At 72.0% G+C, this 21875-nt stretch carries 21 protein-coding genes and 1 tRNA gene; 7 read left to right on the top strand and 15 right to left on the bottom strand.

Annotated features, from left to right (window positions below; all coding sequences use genetic code 11):
• Nucleotides 1-19 precede the first annotated feature (19 nt).
• The 7 genes from rho to KBZ10_RS05605 form a co-directional block, all read right to left on the bottom strand.
• A complete protein-coding gene (gene rho / locus KBZ10_RS05635) occupies nt 20-2098 on the bottom strand; it encodes a transcription termination factor Rho (protein ID WP_210986359.1) in 2079 nt (692 codons plus the stop codon).
• A 356-nt stretch (nt 2099-2454) separates the two neighbouring features.
• A complete protein-coding gene (gene thrB / locus KBZ10_RS05630; protein ID WP_210986358.1) occupies nt 2455-3414 on the bottom strand; it encodes a homoserine kinase in 960 nt (319 codons plus the stop codon).
• A gap of 656 nt (nt 3415-4070) precedes the next feature.
• Complete coding sequence (gene thrC / locus KBZ10_RS05625) at nt 4071-5162, bottom strand: threonine synthase (RefSeq protein ID WP_210986357.1); 1092 nt, start codon at nt 5160-5162, stop codon at nt 4071-4073.
• Between the two features lie 10 nt (nt 5163-5172).
• A complete protein-coding gene (locus tag KBZ10_RS05620) occupies nt 5173-6465 on the bottom strand; it encodes a homoserine dehydrogenase (protein ID WP_210986356.1) in 1293 nt (430 codons plus the stop codon).
• 431 nt (nt 6466-6896) lie between these two features.
• On the bottom strand, nt 6897-8288 hold the full coding sequence (lysA, locus tag KBZ10_RS05615) for a diaminopimelate decarboxylase (RefSeq protein ID WP_210986355.1): 1392 nt from the start codon (nt 8286-8288) through the stop codon (nt 6897-6899).
• A 448-nt stretch (nt 8289-8736) separates the two neighbouring features.
• Complete coding sequence (gene nrtL / locus KBZ10_RS05610) at nt 8737-9873, bottom strand: ArgS-related anticodon-binding protein NrtL (RefSeq protein ID WP_210986354.1); 1137 nt, start codon at nt 9871-9873, stop codon at nt 8737-8739.
• Between the two features lie 128 nt (nt 9874-10001).
• Complete coding sequence (locus KBZ10_RS05605) at nt 10002-10508, bottom strand: PleD family two-component system response regulator (RefSeq protein ID WP_210986446.1); 507 nt, start codon at nt 10506-10508, stop codon at nt 10002-10004.
• 337 nt (nt 10509-10845) lie between these two features.
• On the opposite strand from KBZ10_RS05605, the gene KBZ10_RS05600 reads away from it, so the two are divergent.
• Nucleotides 10846-10917, top strand: a tRNA-Arg gene (locus KBZ10_RS05600).
• A gap of 364 nt (nt 10918-11281) precedes the next feature.
• Here the strand turns inward: KBZ10_RS05600 and KBZ10_RS05595 are convergent.
• Both KBZ10_RS05595 and KBZ10_RS05590 read right to left on the bottom strand, forming a co-directional pair.
• Entirely contained in the window at nt 11282-11848 is a 567-nt protein-coding gene (locus KBZ10_RS05595) for a PIN domain-containing protein (protein ID WP_210986353.1), read from the bottom strand.
• Between the two features lies 1 nt (nt 11849).
• Nucleotides 11850-12314, bottom strand: a complete 465-nt coding sequence (locus tag KBZ10_RS05590) for a helix-turn-helix domain-containing protein (RefSeq protein ID WP_210986352.1) — start codon at nt 12312-12314, stop codon at nt 11850-11852.
• Between the two features lie 469 nt (nt 12315-12783).
• Between KBZ10_RS05590 and KBZ10_RS05585 the strand changes: the two genes are divergently transcribed.
• Nucleotides 12784-13914 carry a hypothetical protein gene (locus KBZ10_RS05585; RefSeq protein ID WP_210986351.1) on the top strand — a complete coding sequence of 377 codons (1131 nt, stop codon included), beginning with the start codon at nt 12784-12786 and terminating at the stop codon, nt 13912-13914.
• A 77-nt stretch (nt 13915-13991) separates the two neighbouring features.
• Here the strand turns inward: KBZ10_RS05585 and KBZ10_RS05580 are convergent, their stop codons facing one another.
• Together KBZ10_RS05580 and KBZ10_RS05575 are read right to left on the bottom strand one after the other, a co-directional pair.
• Nucleotides 13992-14972: a threonine/serine dehydratase gene (locus KBZ10_RS05580; RefSeq protein WP_210986350.1), complete on the bottom strand. Its 981-nt coding sequence runs from the start codon at nt 14970-14972 to the stop codon at nt 13992-13994.
• A gap of 95 nt (nt 14973-15067) precedes the next feature.
• Nucleotides 15068-15481 carry an ATP-binding protein gene (locus tag KBZ10_RS05575; RefSeq protein WP_210986349.1) on the bottom strand — a complete coding sequence of 138 codons (414 nt, stop codon included), beginning with the start codon at nt 15479-15481 and terminating at the stop codon, nt 15068-15070.
• A 256-nt stretch (nt 15482-15737) separates the two neighbouring features.
• Between KBZ10_RS05575 and KBZ10_RS05570 the strand changes: the two genes are divergently transcribed.
• The 3 genes from KBZ10_RS05570 to KBZ10_RS05560 all read left to right on the top strand — a co-directional run bounded on the left by KBZ10_RS05570 (nt 15738) and on the right by KBZ10_RS05560 (nt 17224).
• The gene (locus KBZ10_RS05570; protein ID WP_210986348.1) at nt 15738-16589 is read left to right on the top strand and encodes a helix-turn-helix transcriptional regulator; all 852 of its coding nucleotides are present in this window, start codon (nt 15738-15740) and stop codon (nt 16587-16589) included.
• Nucleotides 16590-16598: 9 nt separating this feature from the next.
• A complete protein-coding gene (locus KBZ10_RS05565; protein WP_210986347.1) occupies nt 16599-16790 on the top strand; it encodes a hypothetical protein in 192 nt (63 codons plus the stop codon).
• Between the two features lie 176 nt (nt 16791-16966).
• Nucleotides 16967-17224, top strand: a complete 258-nt coding sequence (locus KBZ10_RS05560; RefSeq protein ID WP_210986346.1) for a hypothetical protein — start codon at nt 16967-16969, stop codon at nt 17222-17224.
• Between the two features lie 405 nt (nt 17225-17629).
• On the opposite strand, the gene KBZ10_RS05555 is transcribed toward KBZ10_RS05560, so the two are convergent.
• Nucleotides 17630-18046, bottom strand: coding sequence for a VOC family protein (locus tag KBZ10_RS05555; RefSeq protein ID WP_210986345.1), 417 nt, complete (start codon nt 18044-18046; stop codon nt 17630-17632).
• Nucleotides 18047-18329: 283 nt separating this feature from the next.
• Nucleotides 18330-18767, bottom strand: coding sequence for a hypothetical protein (locus KBZ10_RS05550; protein WP_210986344.1), 438 nt, complete (start codon nt 18765-18767; stop codon nt 18330-18332).
• 224 nt (nt 18768-18991) lie between these two features.
• Between KBZ10_RS05550 and KBZ10_RS05545 the strand changes: the two genes are divergently transcribed.
• Nucleotides 18992-19423, top strand: coding sequence for a PRC-barrel domain-containing protein (locus KBZ10_RS05545; protein ID WP_210986343.1), 432 nt, complete (start codon nt 18992-18994; stop codon nt 19421-19423).
• A 224-nt stretch (nt 19424-19647) separates the two neighbouring features.
• Nucleotides 19648-20076, top strand: a complete 429-nt coding sequence (locus KBZ10_RS05540; RefSeq protein ID WP_210986342.1) for a DUF4232 domain-containing protein — start codon at nt 19648-19650, stop codon at nt 20074-20076.
• Between the two features lie 341 nt (nt 20077-20417).
• On the opposite strand, the gene KBZ10_RS05535 is transcribed toward KBZ10_RS05540, so the two are convergent.
• Together KBZ10_RS05535 and KBZ10_RS05530 are read right to left on the bottom strand one after the other, a co-directional pair.
• On the bottom strand, nt 20418-21158 hold the full coding sequence (locus KBZ10_RS05535; RefSeq protein WP_210986341.1) for a hypothetical protein: 741 nt from the start codon (nt 21156-21158) through the stop codon (nt 20418-20420).
• A complete protein-coding gene (locus tag KBZ10_RS05530) occupies nt 21158-21874 on the bottom strand; it encodes a DUF4396 domain-containing protein (protein WP_210986340.1) in 717 nt (238 codons plus the stop codon). The genes KBZ10_RS05535 and KBZ10_RS05530 overlap by 1 nt, the downstream gene beginning before the upstream one ends.
• Nucleotide 21875: the final 1 nt, after the last annotated feature.

Here is a 21875-nt window from a genome sequence, read left to right as displayed (position 1 = left end):
GGACGCCGCGGCGGCCGGGTCAGTCGTTGCCGTTGCCCGGGGCCGGGGTCGTCTTCTGGATCTGGAGCAGGAACTCCGCGTTGCTCTTGGTCTCCTTGAGCTTGTCCAGGAGCAGCTCGATGGCCTGCTGGGAGTCCAGGGCGTGCAGTACCCGGCGGAGCTTCCAGGTGATCGCGAGCTCGTCGCTGCCGAGCAGGATCTCCTCCTTGCGGGTACCGGACGCGTCGACGTCCACCGCGGGGAAGATCCGCTTGTCGGAGAGCCTGCGGTCGAGCTTGAGCTCCAGGTTGCCGGTGCCCTTGAACTCCTCGAAGATCACCTCGTCCATCCGCGAGCCGGTGTCGACCAGCGCGGTGGCCAGGATGGTCAGCGAGCCGCCGTCCTCGATGTTCCGCGCGGCGCCGAAGAAGCGCTTCGGCGGGTAGAGCGCGGTGGAGTCGACACCACCGGAGAGGATCCGGCCGGAGGCGGGGGCCGCGAGGTTGTACGCGCGGCCGAGGCGGGTGATCGAGTCCAGCAGGACGACCACGTCGTGACCCAGCTCGACCAGGCGCTTGGCCCGCTCGATGGCCAGCTCGGCGACGGTGGTGTGGTCCTCGGCGGGGCGGTCGAAGGTCGAGGAGATGACCTCGCCCTTCACCGACCGCTGCATGTCGGTGACCTCTTCCGGACGCTCGTCGACGAGGACGACCATCAGGTGGCACTCGGGGTTGTTGCGGGTGATCGCGTTGGCGATCGCCTGCATGATCATGGTCTTGCCGGTCTTCGGCGGGGCCACGATCAGACCGCGCTGGCCCTTGCCGATCGGCGCGACCAGGTCGATGATCCGGGTCGTCATCAGGTTGGGCTCGGTCTCCAGACGGAGCCGGTCCTGCGGGTAGAGCGGGGTGAGCTTGCCGAACTCCGGGCGGCCGCGGCCCGTCTCGGGCGCCATGCCGTTCACCGAGTCCAGCCGCACCAGGGCGTTGAACTTCTCGCGGCGCTCGCCCTCGCGGGGCTGGCGCACCGCGCCGGTGACGTGGTCGCCCTTGCGCAGGCCGTTCTTGCGGACCTGGGCGAGGGAGACGTAGACGTCGTTCGGGCCCGGCAGGTAGCCGGAGGTCCGGATGAACGCGTAGTTGTCGAGGATGTCGAGGATGCCCGCGACGGGGATCAGGACGTCGTCCTCGGAGACCTGCGGCTCGCCGCCGAAGTCCTCGCGCCCGCGGCGGCCCCGGCGGTCGCGGTAGCGGCCGCGGCGGCCGCGGCGGCCGCCCTCGAAGTCGTCGCCGTCGTCGTCGCGCTGCTGCTGCCCGCCGCGCTGGTCGCGCTGGCGGTTGCCGCCCTGGCCGCCGCCGTCGTCGTTCTTGTTGCGGCGGTTGTTGCCGCGCTCGCCGCGGTTGTCGCCGCGCTCGCGGCGGTCGCCCTTCTGGCCGCCCTGACGGTCGCCGCTTTGGCCGCCCTGGCGGTCGCGGTCGCCCTTGCCGCCGCGGCCCTCGGCTCCGGCGCCGTCCTGCCGCTCCCCGCCCTGGGGGGCGGTGCGGGTCTCGGCGCGGCCCCGGTCGCCCTCCTGGGCTCCGGCGGAGGTGTCGGCGGCGGTCTCCTCGGGGCTGCCGGCCTGCGCGGTCGCGCGGCGCCGGCGGCGCTCGCCGCCCTGCGGCGGCTCGTCACTGGCCGGCTGGCCGGGGATGTCGATCTGCTGCTGAGGACCGGTCCTGCCCTCGGCGCGGTCCGCGGCCTCGGCCCCGGCGGCTTCCTCACCCGTACGGGCCTTGGAGGTGGCGCGGCGGCGCGGCTTGGCGGGGGCGGCGTCGGCGGAGGACGCGGCCTGGTCCGCGGAGTCCTTGGCGGGGGCGGTGCCGCCCGCCTGCTTCTCCTTGATGACGTCGATCAGTTGGCTCTTGCGCATCCGCGCGGTGCCCTTGATGCCGAGCGCGGAGGCAACCTGCTGCAGCTCGGCCAGGACCATGCCCTCAAGGCCGGTGCCGGAGCGGCGCCGCCTCGGGGTGCCAGTGGCAGCACCGGTGGCAGGCGCGGCAGGAGCGTCCGTGGCGGGCGCGGAGGCTGCGCCGACGTTCTCGTCGGCAGTCACGCCCATCAGATCGGTGGTGTCGCTCACGAAGGGTCCTTCCCTGGAGCGGGCGTCGGCCTGTCTGGCTCGGCGACCGGTTGTGCTGTCCGGCTGCGGTCCTTGCGTGTCCCGGACCGGCCGGTGCGGTGGTCCCGCCAAAAACGGCGGAGAATCATGGATTGGCCCGGCGGGGAGACTGTCCGGATGTCCGCCACGCCGATTCCGGAGCGTGCTCACATCTGCTCAGGCAGGCTGCACAGGCAGTTGAGGAGGCTCCCGGAAGAATGGTGTCCCCGAGGGGGACACAAAGCACCGCACCGCTCGGGTGCCAAGTGCTGACTTGAGGTTAACACTACCGGACCCAACAAACATTCCCCCTCTCGAAGACCGGCAATCGTTGGACGTCACCCGGCGGAATTCCGCGGCGCGCCCCCCGGCATTCCGTCCTGCCCCGTGAGCGGCAGGACGCAGGTGCCCGAGCCGTCCAGGGACAGCCGGTTGGCCGCCCATCCCTCCCCGGCGAGCCGCGCGACCTTGTCGGCCGTGCTCTCCTCGGCGAGGGCCAGCACCGTCGGGCCGGCGCCGGAGATGACGGCGGGGACGCCGTCCTGGCGGAGCCGGGCGACCAGGGCCGCGCTCTCCGGCATCGCGGGGGCCCGGTACTCCTGGTGGAGCCGGTCCTCCGTGGCGGCGAGCAGCAGTTCGGGACGCCGGGTCAGCGCCTCCACCAGCAGGGCCGCCCGGCCGGCGTTGGCGGCGGCGTCGACGTGCGGCACCATGCGCGGCAGCAGCCCGCGGGCGGTCTCGGTGAGCACGGGGGTGGAGGGAACGAAGACCACGGGGACGACGCCCGGCGCCGGGTCCATCCGGATGGCGCGGGCGGATCCGCCGTCGGTCCAGGCGAGGGTGAAGCCGCCGAGCAGGCAGGCGGCGACGTTGTCGGGGTGGCCCTCGATCTCGGTGGCCAGTTCCAGCAGCGCGGTGTCGTCGAGTTTCTCGGCCCCGCCTATGGTCACGGCGCGTGCGGCGACGATTCCGGCGCAGATGGCGGCGGAGGAGGAGCCCAGGCCGCGGCCGTGCGGGATGCGGTTGGCGCAGACCACTTCCAGGCCGCGCGGCTGCCCGCCGAGCAGGTCGAAGGCGGTGCGCAGGGAGCGTACGAGGAGGTGGCTCTCGTCCCGCGGGAGCGTTTCCGCGCCCTCGCCGGCGATGTCGATGTGCAGCCCCGACTCGGCGACGCGGACGACGACGTCGTCGTACAGCCCGAGGCCGAGGCCGAAGGCGTCGAAGCCGGGGCCGAGATTGGCGCTGGTCGCGGGGGTGCGCACCCGGACGGCGGCGGCTCGGAAGGCGGGACCGGCCATCGCTCGGTGACTCTCCTTGGATCGGGACAACGGGTTTTCCCCCGGGGAACCCGCCGGGGACGGGCTGCGGATGCTGCTGCCAGGGACTTCGCCCGTGGCCGGTGGCGGCCTGCCGGCGCTTGCTCTGCCAGTACTCTGCGTGCCCCGCCGGTGCCGTGCATATGCATCCGGCAAGCGGTGGAGGGGCGGGGTTCTCCTCCAGCCTATCGAAGGAAGGTTCTGTCGCGACATAGGGCGCACAGGAGGCGCACGATGCGTGTCGTCCCCGTTCCGTGCTTCCGGATACGGTCTGCGTCGGTTGCGGCCGGAGCGGGGCGGACCAGGCCTTTCCGTCCGGTTCGGGGCCCCATGCGGCCTTTTGCGGGGGCTTGGGGCCGCCCCGCGGGCCGCGGGGGTGGCCCCGACCGGTGAGGGCCGGTCGCTGCGGCGGGGCGGTGCGGGCCTCAGCCACGCGGTGCGGGACCCGTTCCGGCCCGGCGCGGACGGGCTGTTGGTGCGCGTCCGCGCCGGAGGACGGCCTCCGCGCCCGGACCGGATCAGGGCTCCCCGGACCGGATCAGGGCTCCCCGGGCCGGATCAGGGCTCCCCGGACCGGATCAGGGCTCCCCGGACCGGATCAGGGCTCCCCGGGCCGGATCAGGGCTCCCCGGGCCGGATCAGGCCAGGCCGAGCCGCTCGGCGGCCACGTCGGCGTCCACGGGGACGGTCACCGGCTGCGGGGCGCCGGCCACGGCCCAGTCCGGGTCCTTGAGGCCGTTGCCGGTGACGGTGCACACGATGCGCTGGCCGGGGTCGACCCTGCCCTGCTCGGCGGCCTTCAGCAGGCCGGCGACGCTCGCGGCCGAGGCGGGCTCGACGAAGACGCCCTCCTGGGAAGCCAGCAGCCGGTAGGCAGCGAGGATTTGACGGTCCGTCACCTCATCGATGAGGCCACCCGACTCGTCCCGGGCCCGCTCGGCGAACTCCCACGAGGCCGGGTTGCCGATGCGGATGGCCGTCGCGATGGTGTGCGGGTCCTTGACCGGCTCGCCGCGCACGATCGGCGCGGAACCGGAGGCCTGGTAGCCCCACATCCGCGGGCGCCGGTCCGCCATGCCATCGGCCGCGTACTCGCTGTAACCGCGCCAGTAGGCGGTGATGTTGCCCGCGTTGCCGACCGGGAGGACGTGGATGTCGGGCGCGTCGCCCAGCATGTCCACGATCTCGAAGGCGGCGGTCTTCTGTCCCTCGATGCGGACCGGGTTGACCGAATTGACCAGCGACACCGGGTACTTGTCGGAGAGGCCGCGGGCCAGCGCCAGACAGTCGTCGAAGTTCCCGTCCACCTGGAGGATCTTCGCGCCGTGCACCAGGGCCTGGCCCATCTTGCCCAGCGCGATCTTGCCCTGCGGCACCAGCACCGCGCAGACCATCCCGGCCCGCACCGCGTAGGCGGCGGCCGAGGCGGAGGTGTTGCCGGTGGAGGCGCAGATGACGGCCTGCGCGCCCTCCTCCTTGGCCCGGGTGATGGCCATCGTCATCCCGCGGTCCTTGAAGGAACCGGTGGGGTTGGCGCCCTCGACCTTGAGATGGACCTCGCAGCCCGTGCGCTCGGAGAGCACCTGCGCGGGGACGAGCGGCGTGCCGCCCTCGCGGAGGGTGACGACCGGGGTGTCCGCGGTCACCGGCAGGCGGTCGCGGTACTCCTCGATCACCCCCCGCCACTGGTGGGTGGCGCCCCGGCGGGGACCTGTGCTTGCAGCAGCCATGGTTTCTTCCTCACTCACCTTCGACCCGCATGATCCCGGCGACACCGCGCACGGTGTCCAGCGCCCGCAGGGCGCCGACCGTCGCCGAGAGCGCCGCGTCGCTCGCCCGGTGGGTGACCACCACGAGGGACGCCTCGCCGTCCTTGACCTGCTGGTGGACGGTCTCGATGGACACGCCGTGCTCATTGAACTCCGCGGCGACCTGGGCCAGGACGCCCGGCTTGTCGGCGACATCGAGGTTGATGTGGTAGCGCGTGACCACCTCGCCCATCGGGCTCACCGCGAGCCGCGAGTACGCGGACTCGCCGGGCCCGGTCGCGCCGTTGAGCTTGTTGCGGCACACCGCGACGAGGTCGCCGAGGACCGCGGAGGCGGTGGGCGCGCCGCCGGCGCCCGGCCCGTAGAACATCAGCTGCCCGGCGGCCTCCGCCTCGACGAAGACCGCGTTGTACGCCTCGCGGACGGAGGCGAGCGGGTGGCTGAGCGGGATCATCGCCGGGTGGACGCGGGCGGTGACGGAGCGGCCGTCCTCGGCGCGCTCGCAGATCGCCAGCAGCTTGACGGTGCGGCCCATGCGGCGGGCGGAGGCGATGTCGGCGGCGGTGACCTCCGTGATGCCCTCGCGGTGCACGTCGTCCAGGCGGACCCGGGTGTGGAAGGCGATGCCGGCGAGGATCGCGGCCTTCGCAGCGGCGTCGAAACCCTCGACGTCGGCGGTGGGATCGGCCTCGGCGTAGCCCAGGGCGGTCGCCTCGTCGAGCGCCTCGGAGTAGCCGGTGCCGCCGGTCTCCATGCGGTCGAGGATGAAGTTGGTGGTGCCGTTGACGATGCCGAGGACCCGGTTGACCTTGTCGCCGACCAGGGACTCGCGCAGCGGGCGGACCAGGGGGATGGCGCCGGCGACGGCCGCCTCGTAGTACAGGTCGGCGCCGTGCCGCTGGGCGACGGCGTGCAGGGCGGCGCCGTCCTCGGCGAGCAGCGCCTTGTTGGCGGAGACGACGCTCGCGCCGTGCTCGAACGCCGTGGTGATCAGGGTGCGGGCGGGCTCGATGCCGCCGATGACCTCCACCACGATGTCGATGTCGCCGCGTTTGACGAGGGCGGTGGCATCGGTGGTGACCAGCTCGGCGGGCACGCCCTCGCGGACCCGGTCCGGGCGGCGCACGGCGATGCCGGCCAGCTCGACGGGGGCCCCGATGCGCGCCGTGAGATCGTCCGCGTGCGTCGTCATGATGCGCGCCACCTCGGAGCCGACCACTCCACAGCCCAGCAGCGCCACCTTCAGCGGACGCGTACGCATCATCCGACCTCGTCTCTCCACGACATCCCCGCGGACCGCGCCCCAGGGACTCCCGGGACCGCGCCCGGGGGCTCCCGGGACCGTCACCGGGTCCCGATTATCTTGGCTTTTCCACCAGTCTCACTCACCGGGTGGGTCGCTCCGGGGTTTGTCCGGATTCCGAGACTGCCGGACGGCGGGGGCGGGCGGGTGCCGGAGTGCGCCGGAGGAGTGGGGCGCGCGGAGGCACCGGGGAGCGCGGAGGCACCAAGGAGCGCGACGCGCGGAGCCCGCATCTCCGCGTGCCGCGGTACGACGGCAGGCGTGCCGCCGTACGACGGCAGGCGTACCGCGCCGGGCCGGGCGGCGGAAGGGGACGGGACGGAGGGTGGCGAAAGTCACCCGGTGCCCGGTGCCCCGCCCGCCCTCTCCGCGCGGTCGGGCTCCGCGTCCCGTCAGTCCAGGTCCAGCCGGAGCAGGTCCTCCTCCGTCTCGCGCCGCATGATGACGCGCGCCTTGCCGTCCTTGACCGCGACCACGGGCGGCCGCAGCGCGTGGTTGTAGTTGCTCGCCATGGAGCGGCAGTAGGCGCCGGTGGCGGGGACGGCGAGCAGGTCGCCGGGGGCCAGGTCGGCGGGGAGGAAGGCGTCCTTCACGACGATGTCGCCCGACTCGCAGTGCTTGCCGACGACCCGGGAGAGCATCGGCCCGGCGGTGGAGACACGGGAGGCCAGGGCGACGGAGTACTCGGCGTCGTAGAGCGCGGTGCGGATGTTGTCGGACATGCCGCCGTCCACGCTGACGTAGGTGCGCAGGCCGGGGAGCTCCTTGAGGGTGCCGACCTCGTAGAGGGTGAAGGTCGTCGGGCCGACGATGGCGCGGCCGGGCTCCACGGAGATCCGGGGCACGGCGAGACCGGCGGCGGCGCACTCGCGGGTCACGATGTCGCTCAGCGACTTGGCGATCTCGTGCGGTTCGCGGGGGTCGTCCTCGGAGGTGTAGGCGATGCCGAGGCCGCCGCCGAGGTCGATCTCGGGCAGCTCGACGCCGTGCTCGTCGCGCACCTCGGCGAGGAGCTGGACGACGCGGCGGGCGGAGACCTCGAAGCCGGCCATGTCAAAGATCTGCGAGCCGATGTGGGAGTGGATCCCGGCCAGTTCGAGGCTGTCGAGCTTGAGGACACGGCGCACGGCCTCGGCGGCCTGGCCGTCGGCGAGGGCGATGCCGAACTTCTGGTCCTCGTGCGCGGTGGCGATGAACTCGTGGGTGTGGGCCTCGACACCGACGGTGACGCGGATCTGCACGCGCTGACGGCGGCCGAGGCGCTCGGCGATGTGCGCGACCCGCACGATCTCCTGGAAGGAGTCGAGGACGATGCGGCCGACGCCCGCGGTGATCGCGCGCTCGATCTCGTCGGAGGTCTTGTTGTTGCCATGCATCGCGATGCGCTCGGCGGGCATGCCGCCGGCGAGGGCGGTGGTCAGCTCGCCGCCGGAGCAGACGTCGAGGTTGAGGCCCTCCTCGTGCAGCCAGCGGACGACCGCGCGGGAGAGGAACGCCTTGCCGGCGTAGAAGACGTCGGCCTCGCCGCCGAAGGCGTCGTGCCAGGCGCGGCAGCGGGCGCGGAAGTCGTCCTCGTCGAGGAAGTAGGCGGGGGTGCCGAACTCCTCGGCGAGACGGGTGACGGGGATGCCGCCGAGAGTGGCGACGCCGTCGTCGTCACGGGTGACCGTGCGCGACCAGACGCGCGGGTCGAGGGCGTTGAGGTCGGCGGGCGGGGCGGTGTAGTGGCCCTCGGGCAGGACATCGGCGTGCCGGGGCCCGGCGGGGTGTGCGGAACGGCTCATGGCGCTCTGGGCTCTCCTGGGTGGTGACGCTGGGGGTGAGTGGTGTCTGCGGGTGGTCGGGGTTGCGGGTGTGGTCTGTGGGACGGTCCGGCGGTTCGGGCTGGGGTGTGGTCTGTGGGTGCGGTGTGCGGGTGTGGTCCGTTGCGGGTGTGGTCCGTTGCGGGCCCGGGGCCGGGCACCGGCGCCATTGCCGGGGCGGGGCCGGGCCGGGGCCCGGTGGCCGGTGCGGCCGTCGTCAGCGTCGGCCGTCCCGGTCGTCGCCGTGTCAGGCGGCGGCGGAGGCGTGGACGGATGTCCGTGCCCACCGGGCCACGGCCGGGCGGCCGGACGTGTCCGGTGCCGCCCGGATGGCCGGGACGGCGTCCGCGTGCGCCGTATCCGCCGCGTTTGCCGCATCGGCCACCGCCGCCCACGTCTGCCAAGTGGCCCGGGGACGTCCCGGGGTCCGTCAGAGGTGGGCGGGCGCGTCGATGCCGAGCAGGAGCAGGCCGCCGGCGAGCACCGTCCCGGCCGCCTCGGCGAGGGCGGTCCGGGCCCGGTGGGCGGCCCCGGGTTTCTCGTCGCCGCGCGGGAGGACGGGGCAGCCGTCGTGGAAGCGGAAGAAGGCGTCGGCGAGCTGTTCGAGGTGACGCGCTATGCGGTCGGGGGCGCGGTGGCGCGCGGCGGCGTCCAGGACGGCGGGGTAGGCGCGGAGGGCGGCGAGCAGGTCGCGCGCGGGGGGCTCGCCGGAGTCCCCCGGAGCGCCCAGGTCACCAGGAATGGTCTCGACCCCGAGATCGGCGGCGTTGCGTACGAGCGCCCGGGCGCGAGCATGGGCGTAACGGATCCGGAAGAGGGGGTTCGACTCGCGCTGCACGAGCAGGGGGTCGTGCTCGTCCCCGGTGAGGCGGGGGTGGTCGTGGGCGGCGGGCCGGAGAAGGCCCCAGCGGGCGGCTTCCGCCCCGAGGGTGCGGAGCAGCTCGGCGGCGGAGGCCCCGACGGGCACGGGGCGCACGGGAAGACGGACCGGGGCGGCCCCCGCAGGGGCGCCGGGGGTCGCGGGACGGGTGGCACCTGGACTGGCGCTGACGGTGTCCGAGATCACCCCGAGGCCGGCCCAGTCGGGATCGGCCGGGCCGGTGCAGCGGCCGGTGACCAGGGCGGCGCCCTGGGAGCGAAGGAGACGGCGGAGAGCGTCGGCGGTGACGGCGGCGCGGGTCTCGCCGGGGAAGACCAGCTCGATGGACTCGCCGGCCAGGGCGCCGCCGCGCCCGTAGTCGGTACCGCAGCGGAGGACGTCACGCACAAGGGCGGCGCCGGAGCCGTCCGCCAGGGTGATGTTGAGGAAACCGGGACCGGAGACCTCGACGAGTTCGATACCGGGCACGGCGGCCAGCCGGGACCGCAGGATTCCGGCCACGCCGAGGGCCGGGAGCCCGGCGGGCCGGGCGAGCTGGAGGGCGACCCCGGTGGCGTAGTCGCCGTGACCGGGACGGGAGGCCGGCTTGACCACCACCCGCTCGGGCACGGGCACGCGCAGCTCGCCGTCCGCGACGGCATGGCGCACGGTGCGCAGCACGGTCTGGGAGAGCTGGGTGGGGGTCACGCATCCAGCGTAGGGGAGGTGCGGGGTGGTTCCGCGAACCGTTTCACAGGCCGGACGGGGAGGAGAGCGGGGACGGGCGGGGCGCAGCTGCTGTGATGCGCAGCACCGTGCAGCGCCGCGCCCGCCCGTCAGCCCGCCGGACGGGCGGAGGGCGCGCTGTCCCCGCCGGAGAGCTCACCGGCCGGCGGCTCCCCGGGGGACCGCTTCCCTCCGCACGCCAGCCGCCGGACGAGCCGGACGAGATCGGCCGGTTCGAAGGGCTTGGCGAGAAACGCGTCGACCCCGGCGGCCTGTCCGTCGTCGACCTCCTGCTGTGTGCAGGCACTGATGATGGCGACGGGCAGATGCCGGGTCCGCGGGTCCTCGTACAGCCGGGTGGCCGTACGCAACCCGTCGAGGCGGGGCATCACTACATCCAGGGTGACGACGTCCGGACGCACGTCGTGAATGACGTCCAGACACTCGGCACCATCGGCCGCGGTCACGACCTCGAACCCTTCAAGTTCGAGGTTGACCCTGATCAGCTGCCGGATCACCTTGTTGTCGTCGACCACAAGGACCCGGGCGAACGAGCCAGGCACAACTCGAGAGTAGGTCGCGAGCTCCCTTCGCGTCCGGCTTTTCCCCACTTCCACCACCTGCGGGGGACCTTCGGCCGACTGGATGCGGTGAGCGAGACGGATGCGCTAGGGGGCCCGGAGGGGTTCGGTCCGGGGCGCGGGACGGCGCGAGACGAGTCCTCGGTCACGAGCCGGAGCACCGCAAGGCCGGAACACCTGGGCGCGGGGACGAGCCCCGCCTGCAGCCCCGGGCGCACACCGCTCCGGGAACCCCGCCGGGACCACTGGAGGACACCGGAACCAAGGGGCGGCAGCCCTTCGTCACCCCCTCCCCCACCCCGCGAAATGCCGTTCATGGGCACCCCTCTGGAGCTGGTAGGGTTCTACCCGTCGCCGCGAACGCGAACGACACGCCCCCGTAGCTCAGGGGATAGAGCAACGGCCTCCGGAGCCGTGTGCGCAGGTTCGAATCCTGCCGGGGGCACTTCCCAGGAAGCGCCTAAAGACCCCGCCACCAGCCAAGACGCTGAGTGCGGGGTCTTCGCTTGTGTGCAGCCGTGCGCCGCCGAAAGCAGCCCGATGACAGTGATCGCGTGGCAATGCTGTTGTAGCCGGGGATGTCTTTCGCCCAAGTCAGAACCGGGTTTCGGACGCTCACAGAGTGGTCTCCCAGGCAGGCCGAGAGCACCGGGCCTTCCGGGGCTCTCGGGTTCATTGGACGCCTCCGCCTTCTTGCCCCACTGTCGGCTTCCTGGCGGTACGGAGGTCACGCGCAAACTGTAGGCGGACGTCAGGACGGCGAGGGCCGCGCCTGCCACCCGTCAACACGACGGTCGAGCGCTTCGCCGCTAGCTCACAGCTCCCGGTCCGAGGCGTAGAGCAGCCACGGACTCGGTGAGACCCGATCTCTCCAGTTGACCCAATACGTCCTCAAACGTCTGCGGCGGACGACGCCGGGAAGTAGCAATCTCCTGGACACAGGCGTACACGACACGATCGTCCAGCCCCATGAGGTCCATGACGAACTCATCGGCATTCTTCCGTTCAATACCCCAGTTACTGAGGTAGTCCGGCGGGAAGTCCTTGCGGTTATTGGTCACGATGACCTGGGCGCCGGCTTGGATGGCCGCAGCCAATACATGGCGGTCGGCCGGGTCCGGGAGCTTGAGTCCCTCGATAAGGGGCTCAAATCCTGTGACCAGACAGTCACGGATGGCCTCGTTCATGAGAGCTCTCCGACGCTGCAGCTTCCCTGGAGCGATGCCGTAGTCCTCTGCGATGCTCCGATCGACCTCGTCGAGGATCACGTCGGTCCATCTGGCTCGCACGAAACCGCTCAAAGCGACACGGATTAAGAGATCGCGCAGTGTGTTCGGATACAGGACACACGCGTCGTAGATCACGACAAAAGCCATGTCAGAGCAGTCCCAGCTCCTGGTCCAGATCCATCAGCTCGTCGGCTGCCTCCTTGCGCTTGACATCGTCTTCCCGCAGGTACTGGCGCAGGTCCGCGAAACGAATGCGACGGTGCCGTCCCACGAGCTTGTAGGGAATCTCCCCCGATTCCAGGAGACCGATCAAGTACGGACGGGATACGTTCAGCATGTCGGCAGCCTGCTGCGTCGTCAGCACCGCATCGACAGGCATGACTTGCACGCCCTGCCCGTTGGCGAGAGCAGCCAGCATCGACGCGAACATCTCCGCCACCGGTCGCGGCAGCACAAGGCCTTCGCCGGTTGCGCCCGTTTCCAGGTGAACCTGGATGTCTTCGTCACTGTGAGCCGTACGCGACAGGTAGTCGTTGATGCGCCGCAGAGCCCGCCGCGCGTCACGCGCATCGACCACACCCGGTTCGATCTTCCTGCCTGTGGCAGTACCCATAGGTCCCTCCACTGTCGTAGTCGCATTATTCGCAACAAACGAAGCGAACGCAAGCCGACCCAAGAGGGCAGTCTCCAATGGGTGACGCTCACTCGGTCGGTCCGGCTCTCTCACGCTCAACGAGGCGCAAAGCGGCTGGTCAGGGCAGAGGAAGGGGGCCCGGGACGTTGGAGCCACGCGTGCCGGGGCAGGTGAGCGCGACGCTGTGTACGGTGACGGGCCCGTCCGCAGCCCGGCATGGACCCGGTCTCGCGCGACTCACGGAGGCCCTTCGTGGTCGGCGGCCGGGGCCGGGTCGGTCGAAGCACGGGGCCCTCCTCCAAGTAGGGCCACGCTGTCAACGGGATGCGCCATATCCTCCGGGCGAGCGGCGCGCGGCGCAGCCTGCGGCCCTCCAGCACACCGGCCGGACGGCTGCGCCTGCTCCGGCCCCGCCCACACCCGCCGGCACGGCGATAGGGTCACGCGCGTGAGCGAGTACCAGTACTACGAGTTCCAGGCCCTCGACCGCCCGCTCAGCCGGGAAGAGCAGAGGCAGCTGCGGGCCATCTCCACCCGGGCTCGCATCACCGCGACCAGCTTCACCAACACCTACAACTGGGGCGACCTGAGCGGCAGTCCGCGCCGCATGGTCGAGCGCTACTTCGACGCCCACCTGTACGTCAGCAACTGGGGCACCCACCGCCTCGTGCTCCGCCTGCCCAGGCAGTCTCTCCCCTTGCGCACCGCACAGCCGTACTGCCTGGACCACCACATCGAGGCCTGGACCACTCGCACCCACCTCCTGATCGAGATGACCGGCGAGGACGAGGGCGGCGACTGGGTCGAGGGGGCCGAGGACTCACTCGCCGCCGTCATCGGCGTACGCGAGGAACTCGCCGCCGGCGATCTGCGCCCCCTCTACGTGGCCTGGCTGTCCGCCCTCGCCGCCTGGGAACTCGAGGACGACGACGAGGAGGAGTACCAGGCCTGCCCCGAACCGCCCGTCCCAGCCGGGCTCGGGGAGCTGACCGCCCCGCAACGCGCGCTCGCGGACTTCCTGCGCGTGGACGCAGATCTGCTCGCGGTGGCGGCCCAGGCCAGTCCTGCCGCACCCGCGAAGCCCGCCAGACTCACGAAGAAGGAACTCGCCCCGCTGATCAGCGCCCTCCCGGAAAAGCAGAAGGATGCCCTGCTGCTGCGGCTCGCCCTGGGCCCCGAACCCCGGCTCCGGACCGACCTTCTGCACCGCCTACGCGGTACCCCGGCCCCCGCCACCGACCCGGGGCGCCGATCCGCCGCCCAGCTCCTGGACGCCGCCCACGCCCGCCGTACCGAGCGCCGGCAACGTGCCGAGCGTCGGCGGGCCGAAGCCCGCGCCCAGCGCCTGACCGCCCTCGCTGACGATGCCGAATCCCTCTGGCAGCAAGTCGAGGCCCACATCGCCACGAAGAAGCCCACCGCCTACGACACGGCCGTCACCCTTCTCACGGAGCTGCGCGACGCCTGTGCCCACACCGGTCGTGACGCGGACTTCCGCAAGCGCCTGACGTGCTTGCACGAGGACTACCAGCGCCGCCCCGGGCTCATCCACCGCCTCGACCGCCACAGCCTCCGATGACGCCATGACGCCATGACGCCGAGAGGCTGCCCACCTTGCGGCCCGCCCCTGTCCATGAACCCGGATCGGGGCACATGTCAGGATTTGCGGACGGAAGCGGCGCCGACCCAGCGGTGATAGGCGTCCACGTCGACGTTGCTGCCGCACACGATGGTGGCCACATGCCGGCCGGCGAAGCGGCCGCGGTCTTCGAGGATCGCCGCGATGCCGAGCGCGGCCGACGGTTCGGCGACGAGGCCCGCGTGTTCCATGAGCATCCGCATACCGGTGATGATCGACGCCTCCTGGACCAGGACGGCGTCGTCGGCGACCAGGAGGAGGTCGTCCAGGACGGCCGGGATGGGACGTCGGCCGGCGACGCCGTCAGCGATGGTGTTGGTCGAGTCGGTGGTGACGACGCGCCGCCTGCGCCACGAGTGCGTCATCGCCGGTGCGCCCTGCGGCTGGACGCAGATCACCTCGACTTCGGGCGCCAAGGCCTTCACCACATGCCCCACACCGGTGGCCAGCGCCCCGCCGCCGAGAGCGATCAGTACGGCGTCGAATGACGGTGCGGTGTCCGTCAGTTCCAGACCGATCGTCGCCGCACCCTCGCAGGTCTCGATGTCCAGGCTGTCTTCGAGCAGGCGGATGCCGTCGTGGCGCGCGATGGCCGCCGCCCGCTCGCGCGCCATCTCGTGGTCGCCGTCCACCAGTTCCAGTCCGGCCTCCAGAGCGCGGATGCGGTCGAGCTTGGCCGCTGTCGCGAAGCGGGATGCCACGACGGTGACGTCGATCCCCCGGCCGCGGGCGGACCAGGCGAGGGCCTGGCCGAGGTTGCCCGCGCTGGCGCACACCACGGCTCGCGAGCCATGGCCGGCGAGCCGGCTCGCCACGACCTCGGTGCCGCGCGCCTTGAAGCTGCGGACCGGGTTCGCCGTTTCGAGCTTGATGCTCACCGCGCACCCGAGGCCGGGCTCCAGTGCCTCGCAGCGGTACAGCGGAGTGTCGAGAAAGACCGGGTCGATGACCCGGCGAGCCGCCCGGATCCGAGCTGTGTCGAGGCGCGTCTCCTGCACGGGGCAGCAGCGTAGCGCCGTCCGCGCTACCGCGCGGCGAGACGGCCCGGGCCCCCCGGTTTTCCGGCCCTCTCCCGGCCGGCCGCTCCCCCGGGTCAACCGCCCCTGCGGTATGAGAGTCCCGCGATGACGGATGTTCCGCGTGTGGGGCGGGGGCGGACGGTCCAGGCGGTGGCGAGGCTGTCTACGAGGAGGAGGCCACGGCCGCTTTCGGAGTTCGCGTCCGGGTGGGTCATGGTGGGCTTGCCCGTGCCCGGGTCGGAGACGGCCAGCCAGTAGTGGCCGTCGGCCGGCCACAGGACGAGTTCGATCAGCTCCTCTTCCTCCCGGCAGGCGCCGTGGCGGATGGCGTTGGTGACCAGCTCTGAGGTCAACAGGCCGAGGTCGTCGCCGAGGTGGGGTCGGAGAGTCCGTGGCAGCGAGGCGGCGACGGCTTGCCGGGCGTGCCGTACGAAGGTGGGGTGGGCGGGGAAGCGCCAGTGGGCGGGTACGAGGGGGATCTCGGGCATGGCGAACTCCAGTGTTTGGCACGCGGTTTGGGGTCGCCGGTGGCCTGCCGCCCTGGTCGCGGGCACACCCGTCCCAGGGCAGGCGGGCATGCTCGCGCGGTGCGCTTCCGGCATTGCGGTGTGTGACTTGCGCGTGACCCAACGCTAGCGGGCATGGTGGCGCGGTGCCACCACTTCATTGGCAAAGTGCCACGATCGAGTTTGGACCAAGGGTGAGAAGCGCGGCAGACTGACGGAGCCGGGCAGAGAGGACAGCATGTCGATGCGAAGCGCACCCACGGAACGCCAACAGCGGCTTGGCGCTGAACTGCGCAAACTCCGCGTCGCGGCAGGTGCGAGCACCCAGTACGCGGCCGGCCTCCTGGGCCTGGACCGCGCGAAGATCTCCAACATGGAAGCGGGCACCCGGATCACAAGCCCGGAGCGCGTGCGGACACTGGCCAGCAACTACGACTGCTCCGACCAGAGTTACGTCGACGCCTTGGCGGCCATGGCCAACGAGACGGAACCGGGCTGGTGGGAGCAGTACCGCGGTACCTTGCCCTCCGGACTGCTCGACATCGCCGAACTCGAGTGGCACGCCAAGCGTCTACTCACCGGGCAGATCGTCCATCTGCCCGGCCTCCTGCACACCGAGGAGTACGCCCGCGCCGTGTTTAACTCCGGGCTGCCGCGTATGTCTCCTCTTGAGGTCGAGCTGCGCGTGAAGCACCGGATGGACCGGCAGCAGGTTCTGCAGGAGCCGATCTCGCTGCCGTACGTCGGATACGTACACGAGGCGGCGCTTCGCATGCGGTTCGGTGGGCGCGGAGTCACCCGAACCCAACTCGATCATCTACAGGCCATGTCGGAGCGCGACAACATCACCCTGCGGATCATCCCCGTCAGCTGCGACGGCTTCCCCGGAGCGGGGCACGCCATCCTGTACGCCGAAGGCCCCGTGCCGCAGCTCGACACGGTGCAGTTGGACTCCACGCACGGCCCCGAGTTCCTCCACGCCGACGCGCAGCTCGCCAAGTTCCGCGCCCACCTCGACTGGATGGACGCGCGCTCTCTGAGCCCCGAAGCATCCCGGGAGCTCATCCACACCGTCACCCGCGAGCTCTAAGGAGCCCTCATGCCCGCCATCACCTGGGAAGCCCCCTACTGTGCCGAAGGCAACAACTGCTTCCGTCTCGGCACCGACGACGACGGCAACGGCTACATAGCCGTCAACGGCCAGGAGGAGCGTTACCTCACCGACTCCCTCGAAGCCCTGCGCACCCTCATCACCGACATCAAGGCCGGCAAGGCCGACCACCTGTTGTAGAACCTGCCGCGCGCGCCGCGGACCGGTTGCCTGAGACGGGCGCCGGCCCGGACAACGCCTTCAATCGCGCCCCTTGGATGAAGCGAAGGGAGAGGCTCATGCTGGAGCGGGCCCCGGCGGAACGAGAACTCGCTCGCTCGTTCACCCGGGGAAGCACGAGATTCAACGTCCGTGGCATGCGGATCGATCACCACCGGGACCGCAGCGTGACGATGACGTACCGGCTCGGCATCGAGCAGCCGAATCTTCGGGAAGAACAATGGGAAGTTGCGCTGCCGTGGGGCGACAAGTCCTTCGTGGACGTTCTCACTTCTCCTGCGCCCGATCCCGGTCGACTGGAAATGCTGGTCTCCTTGGTCCGCAGTCTCCTGGAGGAATGGTGGGAGACCAAGGGGTACGAGCGGCAAGCGGCGAAGGTGGGGCGCCGCCTGTGATGAGCTGATCCGATGGTCCAGCTCACGGAGGCCGACACGGGCTGCATCGGTGCCGGGACGGGCACCCCCGCGCCCGCCTCCGTCGCCCAAGGGGCCGGTCCGCGCGCGCCCTGCGCACCGGACCCCGCACCATCAACGGCCAGATCAGAAGCGTGGAGATTCTCAGCGATGGTGTCGCGGCTTGGTGGGCACTCCCGCCGGCACCCGGCACAAAGGGGCCCGAAGACCCCGTCCCCGGCGAAAGCGCTGAAGCCGGGGTCTTCGCGTATGTGCAGGCGTACGCCGCCTGGATTAGGCAGCCGCATGCCGGCGTCCGTGGAAGGGCGGACGGAGGAACCCGGGGTCACGGGCGGTCCGGGGCTCGTCCGGTGATCAACGGCCGGTCCGGGGAGTCCCGGTGAACCTCTACGCGTTGGACCAGGTCCGGGTGGACAGCACCAGCAGATAGCCGTCCGGGTCCTGGAAGGTGAGGCCCCAGGTGTCCCAGTACGGATTGTGAGCCGGTACCCGCTGCCCGCCGTGCGTTTCGAGCCGTTCCACCAGGGAGTCGGGCACCGGTCCGCCGAGATAGACGACCAGCAGGTCTTCGGGGGTCGGCCGCGGCTCCATGGGGGCGGCGGGGTCGTGGACGAGTTCCAGGTGCCAGGCGGCGCCGGGCCGGCCGACCATGAGGAGTGAGTGCACGCCGGGCGTGCCGTCCGCCGCGTGCCGGTACAGGACGTCGAGACCGAGGCCGGAGACCCAGAACCGTTCCGCGGATTCCAGGTCGCGCGACGGGCGGGCGATGCGGAGGTGCGCCGTGGCCATGGCGTCAGCCGGCAATGTGATGCCTCCTGATCGTGCGGGACCCCGGGAGCCGGTGGATGGCTCAGAGCCTAGGAGAGCGGGTGCTCCCGCGCCCACCGGGCGCTGGTCCTGGGTCTCGCCGCCCGTCCCGGGATCCTGTCGGCGTCGGCTGCGGGGCGAGGGTGGTGCGGGGGCGGAGGTCCGCCGCTCGCCGCCTTCGGCGGTTCCGGAGGCGGTCGTCGCCGGGCGGCGGTCCCGGGCGGCGGGCTCCCACCGGGTGGATGCCGCGTGGATCCGTACGGGCGGTGACGGGCGCTGTTCAGTGGCGCACGGCCATGACCGCCTCGGCGGTGGTGCGCTCGGGCAGGTCGAGATGGCTCCGCGCCGTTGCCCGCGCCGTGTCGCCCGGCGCCACGGAGGACACGGTCACCAGGACGACGTCGGCCAGATCGCCGTTCCCGTCATGGAAGTTGACCTGGATCGCGTACGAGGCGGCCTCGTCACCGCTGTTCGCCACGGCGAGTTCCGCGACCGCGCGCCCCTCGTCGTCGATCTCGGTCCCGCGGACGTCCACGTCGGCGGTGGCCACGATGCCGTCGCGGATCTCGCGGAGTTCCTCCTGCACCTCCTCGGCCGCGGAGGCGGCGTCCGGGGGCACGTCCTCCTCGGTGCACCCGGTCGTCAACGCCAGAAACGCGGCGGCGACCACCCCCGCCGTCCGGGCCCGGCGTCCCCGCCCTCTTCTCGTTCGGTGCATGCCGCCCTCCCCTTCCTGGTACTCGTGTGCGGGCGCTTGCGGACTGTTCCGGGCGGGGTACCCGGCTCCATGCGCTGCTGCACCCGCCGTGAGGCTTTCGATACATGAGGACGGGTCAGGAAATGGTGGATGCGTCCCGGCGACGGGGGGAACCCGGGAGGAGAAGGCGCCCGGGCCGCCCGGTCCGGGTTCGCAGGCACCCCTGTGATGCGTGAGGAGGCCCCATGGAATCCGGCGACGTCCCCGTACTGACCAGGATCTCGGACTCCCCCCAGACGATCACCGACCCCGGCGAGGACATCCGGGGCCGGAAGGTCACCGACCGCTCGGGCAACGACCTCGGCAAGGTCGGCGACCTGCTCGTCGACGAAGAGGAGCACAGAGTCCGCTTCCTTCTCCTGGAACACGGAGGTTTCCTCGGCATCGGCGAGAAGGAGAGCTACGTCCCGGTCGATGCCGTCGCCGACGTCTCCGAGGACCGGGTGCGCATCGACCGGACCCGCGAGCAGGTGGCCGGGGCGCCCGCGTACGACCCTGAACTCGTGGACAGCGGCGAGTTCTACGACCACCTCTACCGGCACTACGGCTACCAGCCGTTCTGGGGGCCCGGCTATGCGTACCCGCCGTTCCCCCGTCAGCCCGGGCAGCTGTGGTGACCGGCACGGTCCGGCGGGGCGGCCCCCGCGCGGCACCGGCTCCGGGGCGTTCGCGCCGCCCGCGGGCGGCGCGGACGGGCGCCGCGCTCGTGGGCGTCGTCCTGACGGCCGCGGCCTGCGGGGGCGCCGGTGCCGGCACCGGCGCCGGGCGGTCCACGCCTGCCCCTTCGCCCGCCGATAACGCCGGGCGTACGGCGCCGACTTCGGCCGCGGACGACGCCAGTGTGTCGGCCTCCGCGCCGCCCGGCCGCTGTACCCGTGACCGCCTCGACCTGTCCCTCGGCCGCGTCTCCGCGGGGGCGGGCAACCGCTACGCCCCGCTGGTCTTCACCAACACGGGTCCGGAGCCCTGTTCGCTCCGCGGCCACCCCGGCGTCACCCTGATCGACTCCGCCGGCGACAGGATCGGCGAACCCGCCGAACGCCGGGGTCCGAACGCCCCTGCCGTGCGGCTGGAGCCCGGCGGCAGTGCCCACGCGGTTCTGCACACCGTCGCCGAGGGGGTGACGGACGAGCCCTGCTGGAAGCCCGCCGCGCGGGTCCAGGCGTACCCGCCGGGGTCGACCTGGGCGCTGCGGACACCGGCGGAGTCCTTCCGCGTGTGCGGTGATGTCTTCGAGGTCCGTGCGGTCGAGCCGGGGAAGCGTCCCTGAACTGACCTGAACTGACTTGAACTGACCGAACGTGACCGGACCGGCGCCTGTGCTCGCGCGGAATGCCCGCCGAGCGCGCCACCGTGTCCGGGCGCCGTCCAGCAGCGAAGGCAGGCGGTGCGGGAGAGTGCACGGCCTTCCGCAGCGCCTGTCTCCGTCGCCCGCCCGTACCGCGCGCGGCGATCGACCGCTGTGCCCAGGCGGTGGCGCGAGCCTCGTGCAAGTCGGCTCGTGCAAGCCGGGCCGGGGAGCCGGGGAGAAGTGGCCGGCAGGGCGCCGGCGACGGAAGATACCGGCGAGGCGGCGCCCCTGCCGGAAGGGCTGCGGAGACCGGCCCGGGTTCAGCCCGTGGCGCCCGGGAGCCGGCCCGGGTCGCGGGCGGGGAGCGCGGCCATCGTGTTGCCGATGTAGCGGGTGGGGCCCCACAGGACCTGGTCGGCGGGGACGCGTACCGTGCGTCCGCCGAAGTCGAGGAAGCCCAGCACGTCCTGGGAGCCGCCGACCTCCAGGACGGCGACCGGGGCGCCACCGGGGCCGCCCTCGATGCTGCGGATCCGCCCGATCATGCCGCCCTCGGGGCCGAGCAGGGTCGCGTCCCGGTAGTCCGGCCACACCGCGCGGGGCGGCGCGGAAGGCCGCTGCCGTCCGGCGGGGGCGACGACCTCGGTGAGTTCCCGCACGGCGCGGTCCAGCTTGCCGCGGGCCGCGTCGGGCAGCCCGTTGTGCAGATCCTGGCGGGCTCCCTTCAGATGCTTCACGGCGGCGGTGAAGCCGTTGCCGACCGGGCCGTGGGCCGAGGCGTGGCCGACCTCGGCGGCCCGCAGCGCCGCGTCGAGCGCGTGGGTGGCCTCGCTGCGCTCGCCGGTGGCGAGGCCGTGGCGGGCGGCGGCGGCCGCGCGGGCGGTTCCCGCGGTGAGCGCCGCCGTCGGGCGGTCGGGTGCCACCGCCGGCGGCGCGCCGGCGGCCGCCGGTACGTGTACGGGCTGGTCGTCCAGCCACTGCACCGCCCAGGCGAAACCGGCCAGGCTCGCCAGGCCGAGCACCCACATGGCGGCGACGATACCGATCTTCCGGAGCCCCATCAGTGCTGCCTCCCCATGCCGTGCTTGTAACCGACCTTGATCTCCAGCCAGTTCATCGGATAGGTGAGAAGGAACCCGACGAACAGCCCGAGGGCGGCGAAGCCCCAGAAGGCGTAGGTGTCCGGGTCCGGCTGCTCGGTGACGGCCAGCGGGGTGACGAGCCCCATGACCAGGCCCATGCCCGCCATGACCGACAGCATCGAGTACCACTCCCCGCGGAAGGCCATGTAGATCGCCCGCGGCCAGCTGCTCGCGTGCATGGACATCGCCTTGTACTGGAAGATGAGCGTGCCCATCAGGTAGCCGACCAGGTACTCGAACCACCACTCTTCCCAGAAGCCCAGGTCGAAGACCCGGGCCATGATCATGGCGGTGACGATGCCGACGCCGTCCCCGCCGACGCAGTGGATCACCGAGCCGGTGGTGCGGCGGAACCAGTCGTGCATCACGTACGCGTTGTGCCGCTCCTGCTTCTCCTCCTCGCCGTCCACCTGCCCGATGCCGGGCGCGCGGGCCGTCAGCAGGTACAGCGCGAGGCCGACCGGGCCGAAGAAGAACACGATGACGGGCCAGGCCCACCGCATCGCGGGCTTCAGCGGGGTGTTGGTGTGGTACGCGTCCCAGGTCACCCAGACGGCGCCGATGAGCCCGATCGCGTAGAACGGCAGCACGAACCACGGCTCGGCGAGGAACGACAGCCAGCCCAGCTCGATCACA

The sequence above is a fragment of the Streptomyces sp. F63 genome (assembly GCF_018070345.1).
Taxonomy (GTDB): domain Bacteria; phylum Actinomycetota; class Actinomycetes; order Streptomycetales; family Streptomycetaceae; genus Streptomyces.
The sequence above is the reverse complement of the archived record's forward strand: the minus strand, read 5'-3'. Positions and strand labels throughout refer to the sequence as shown.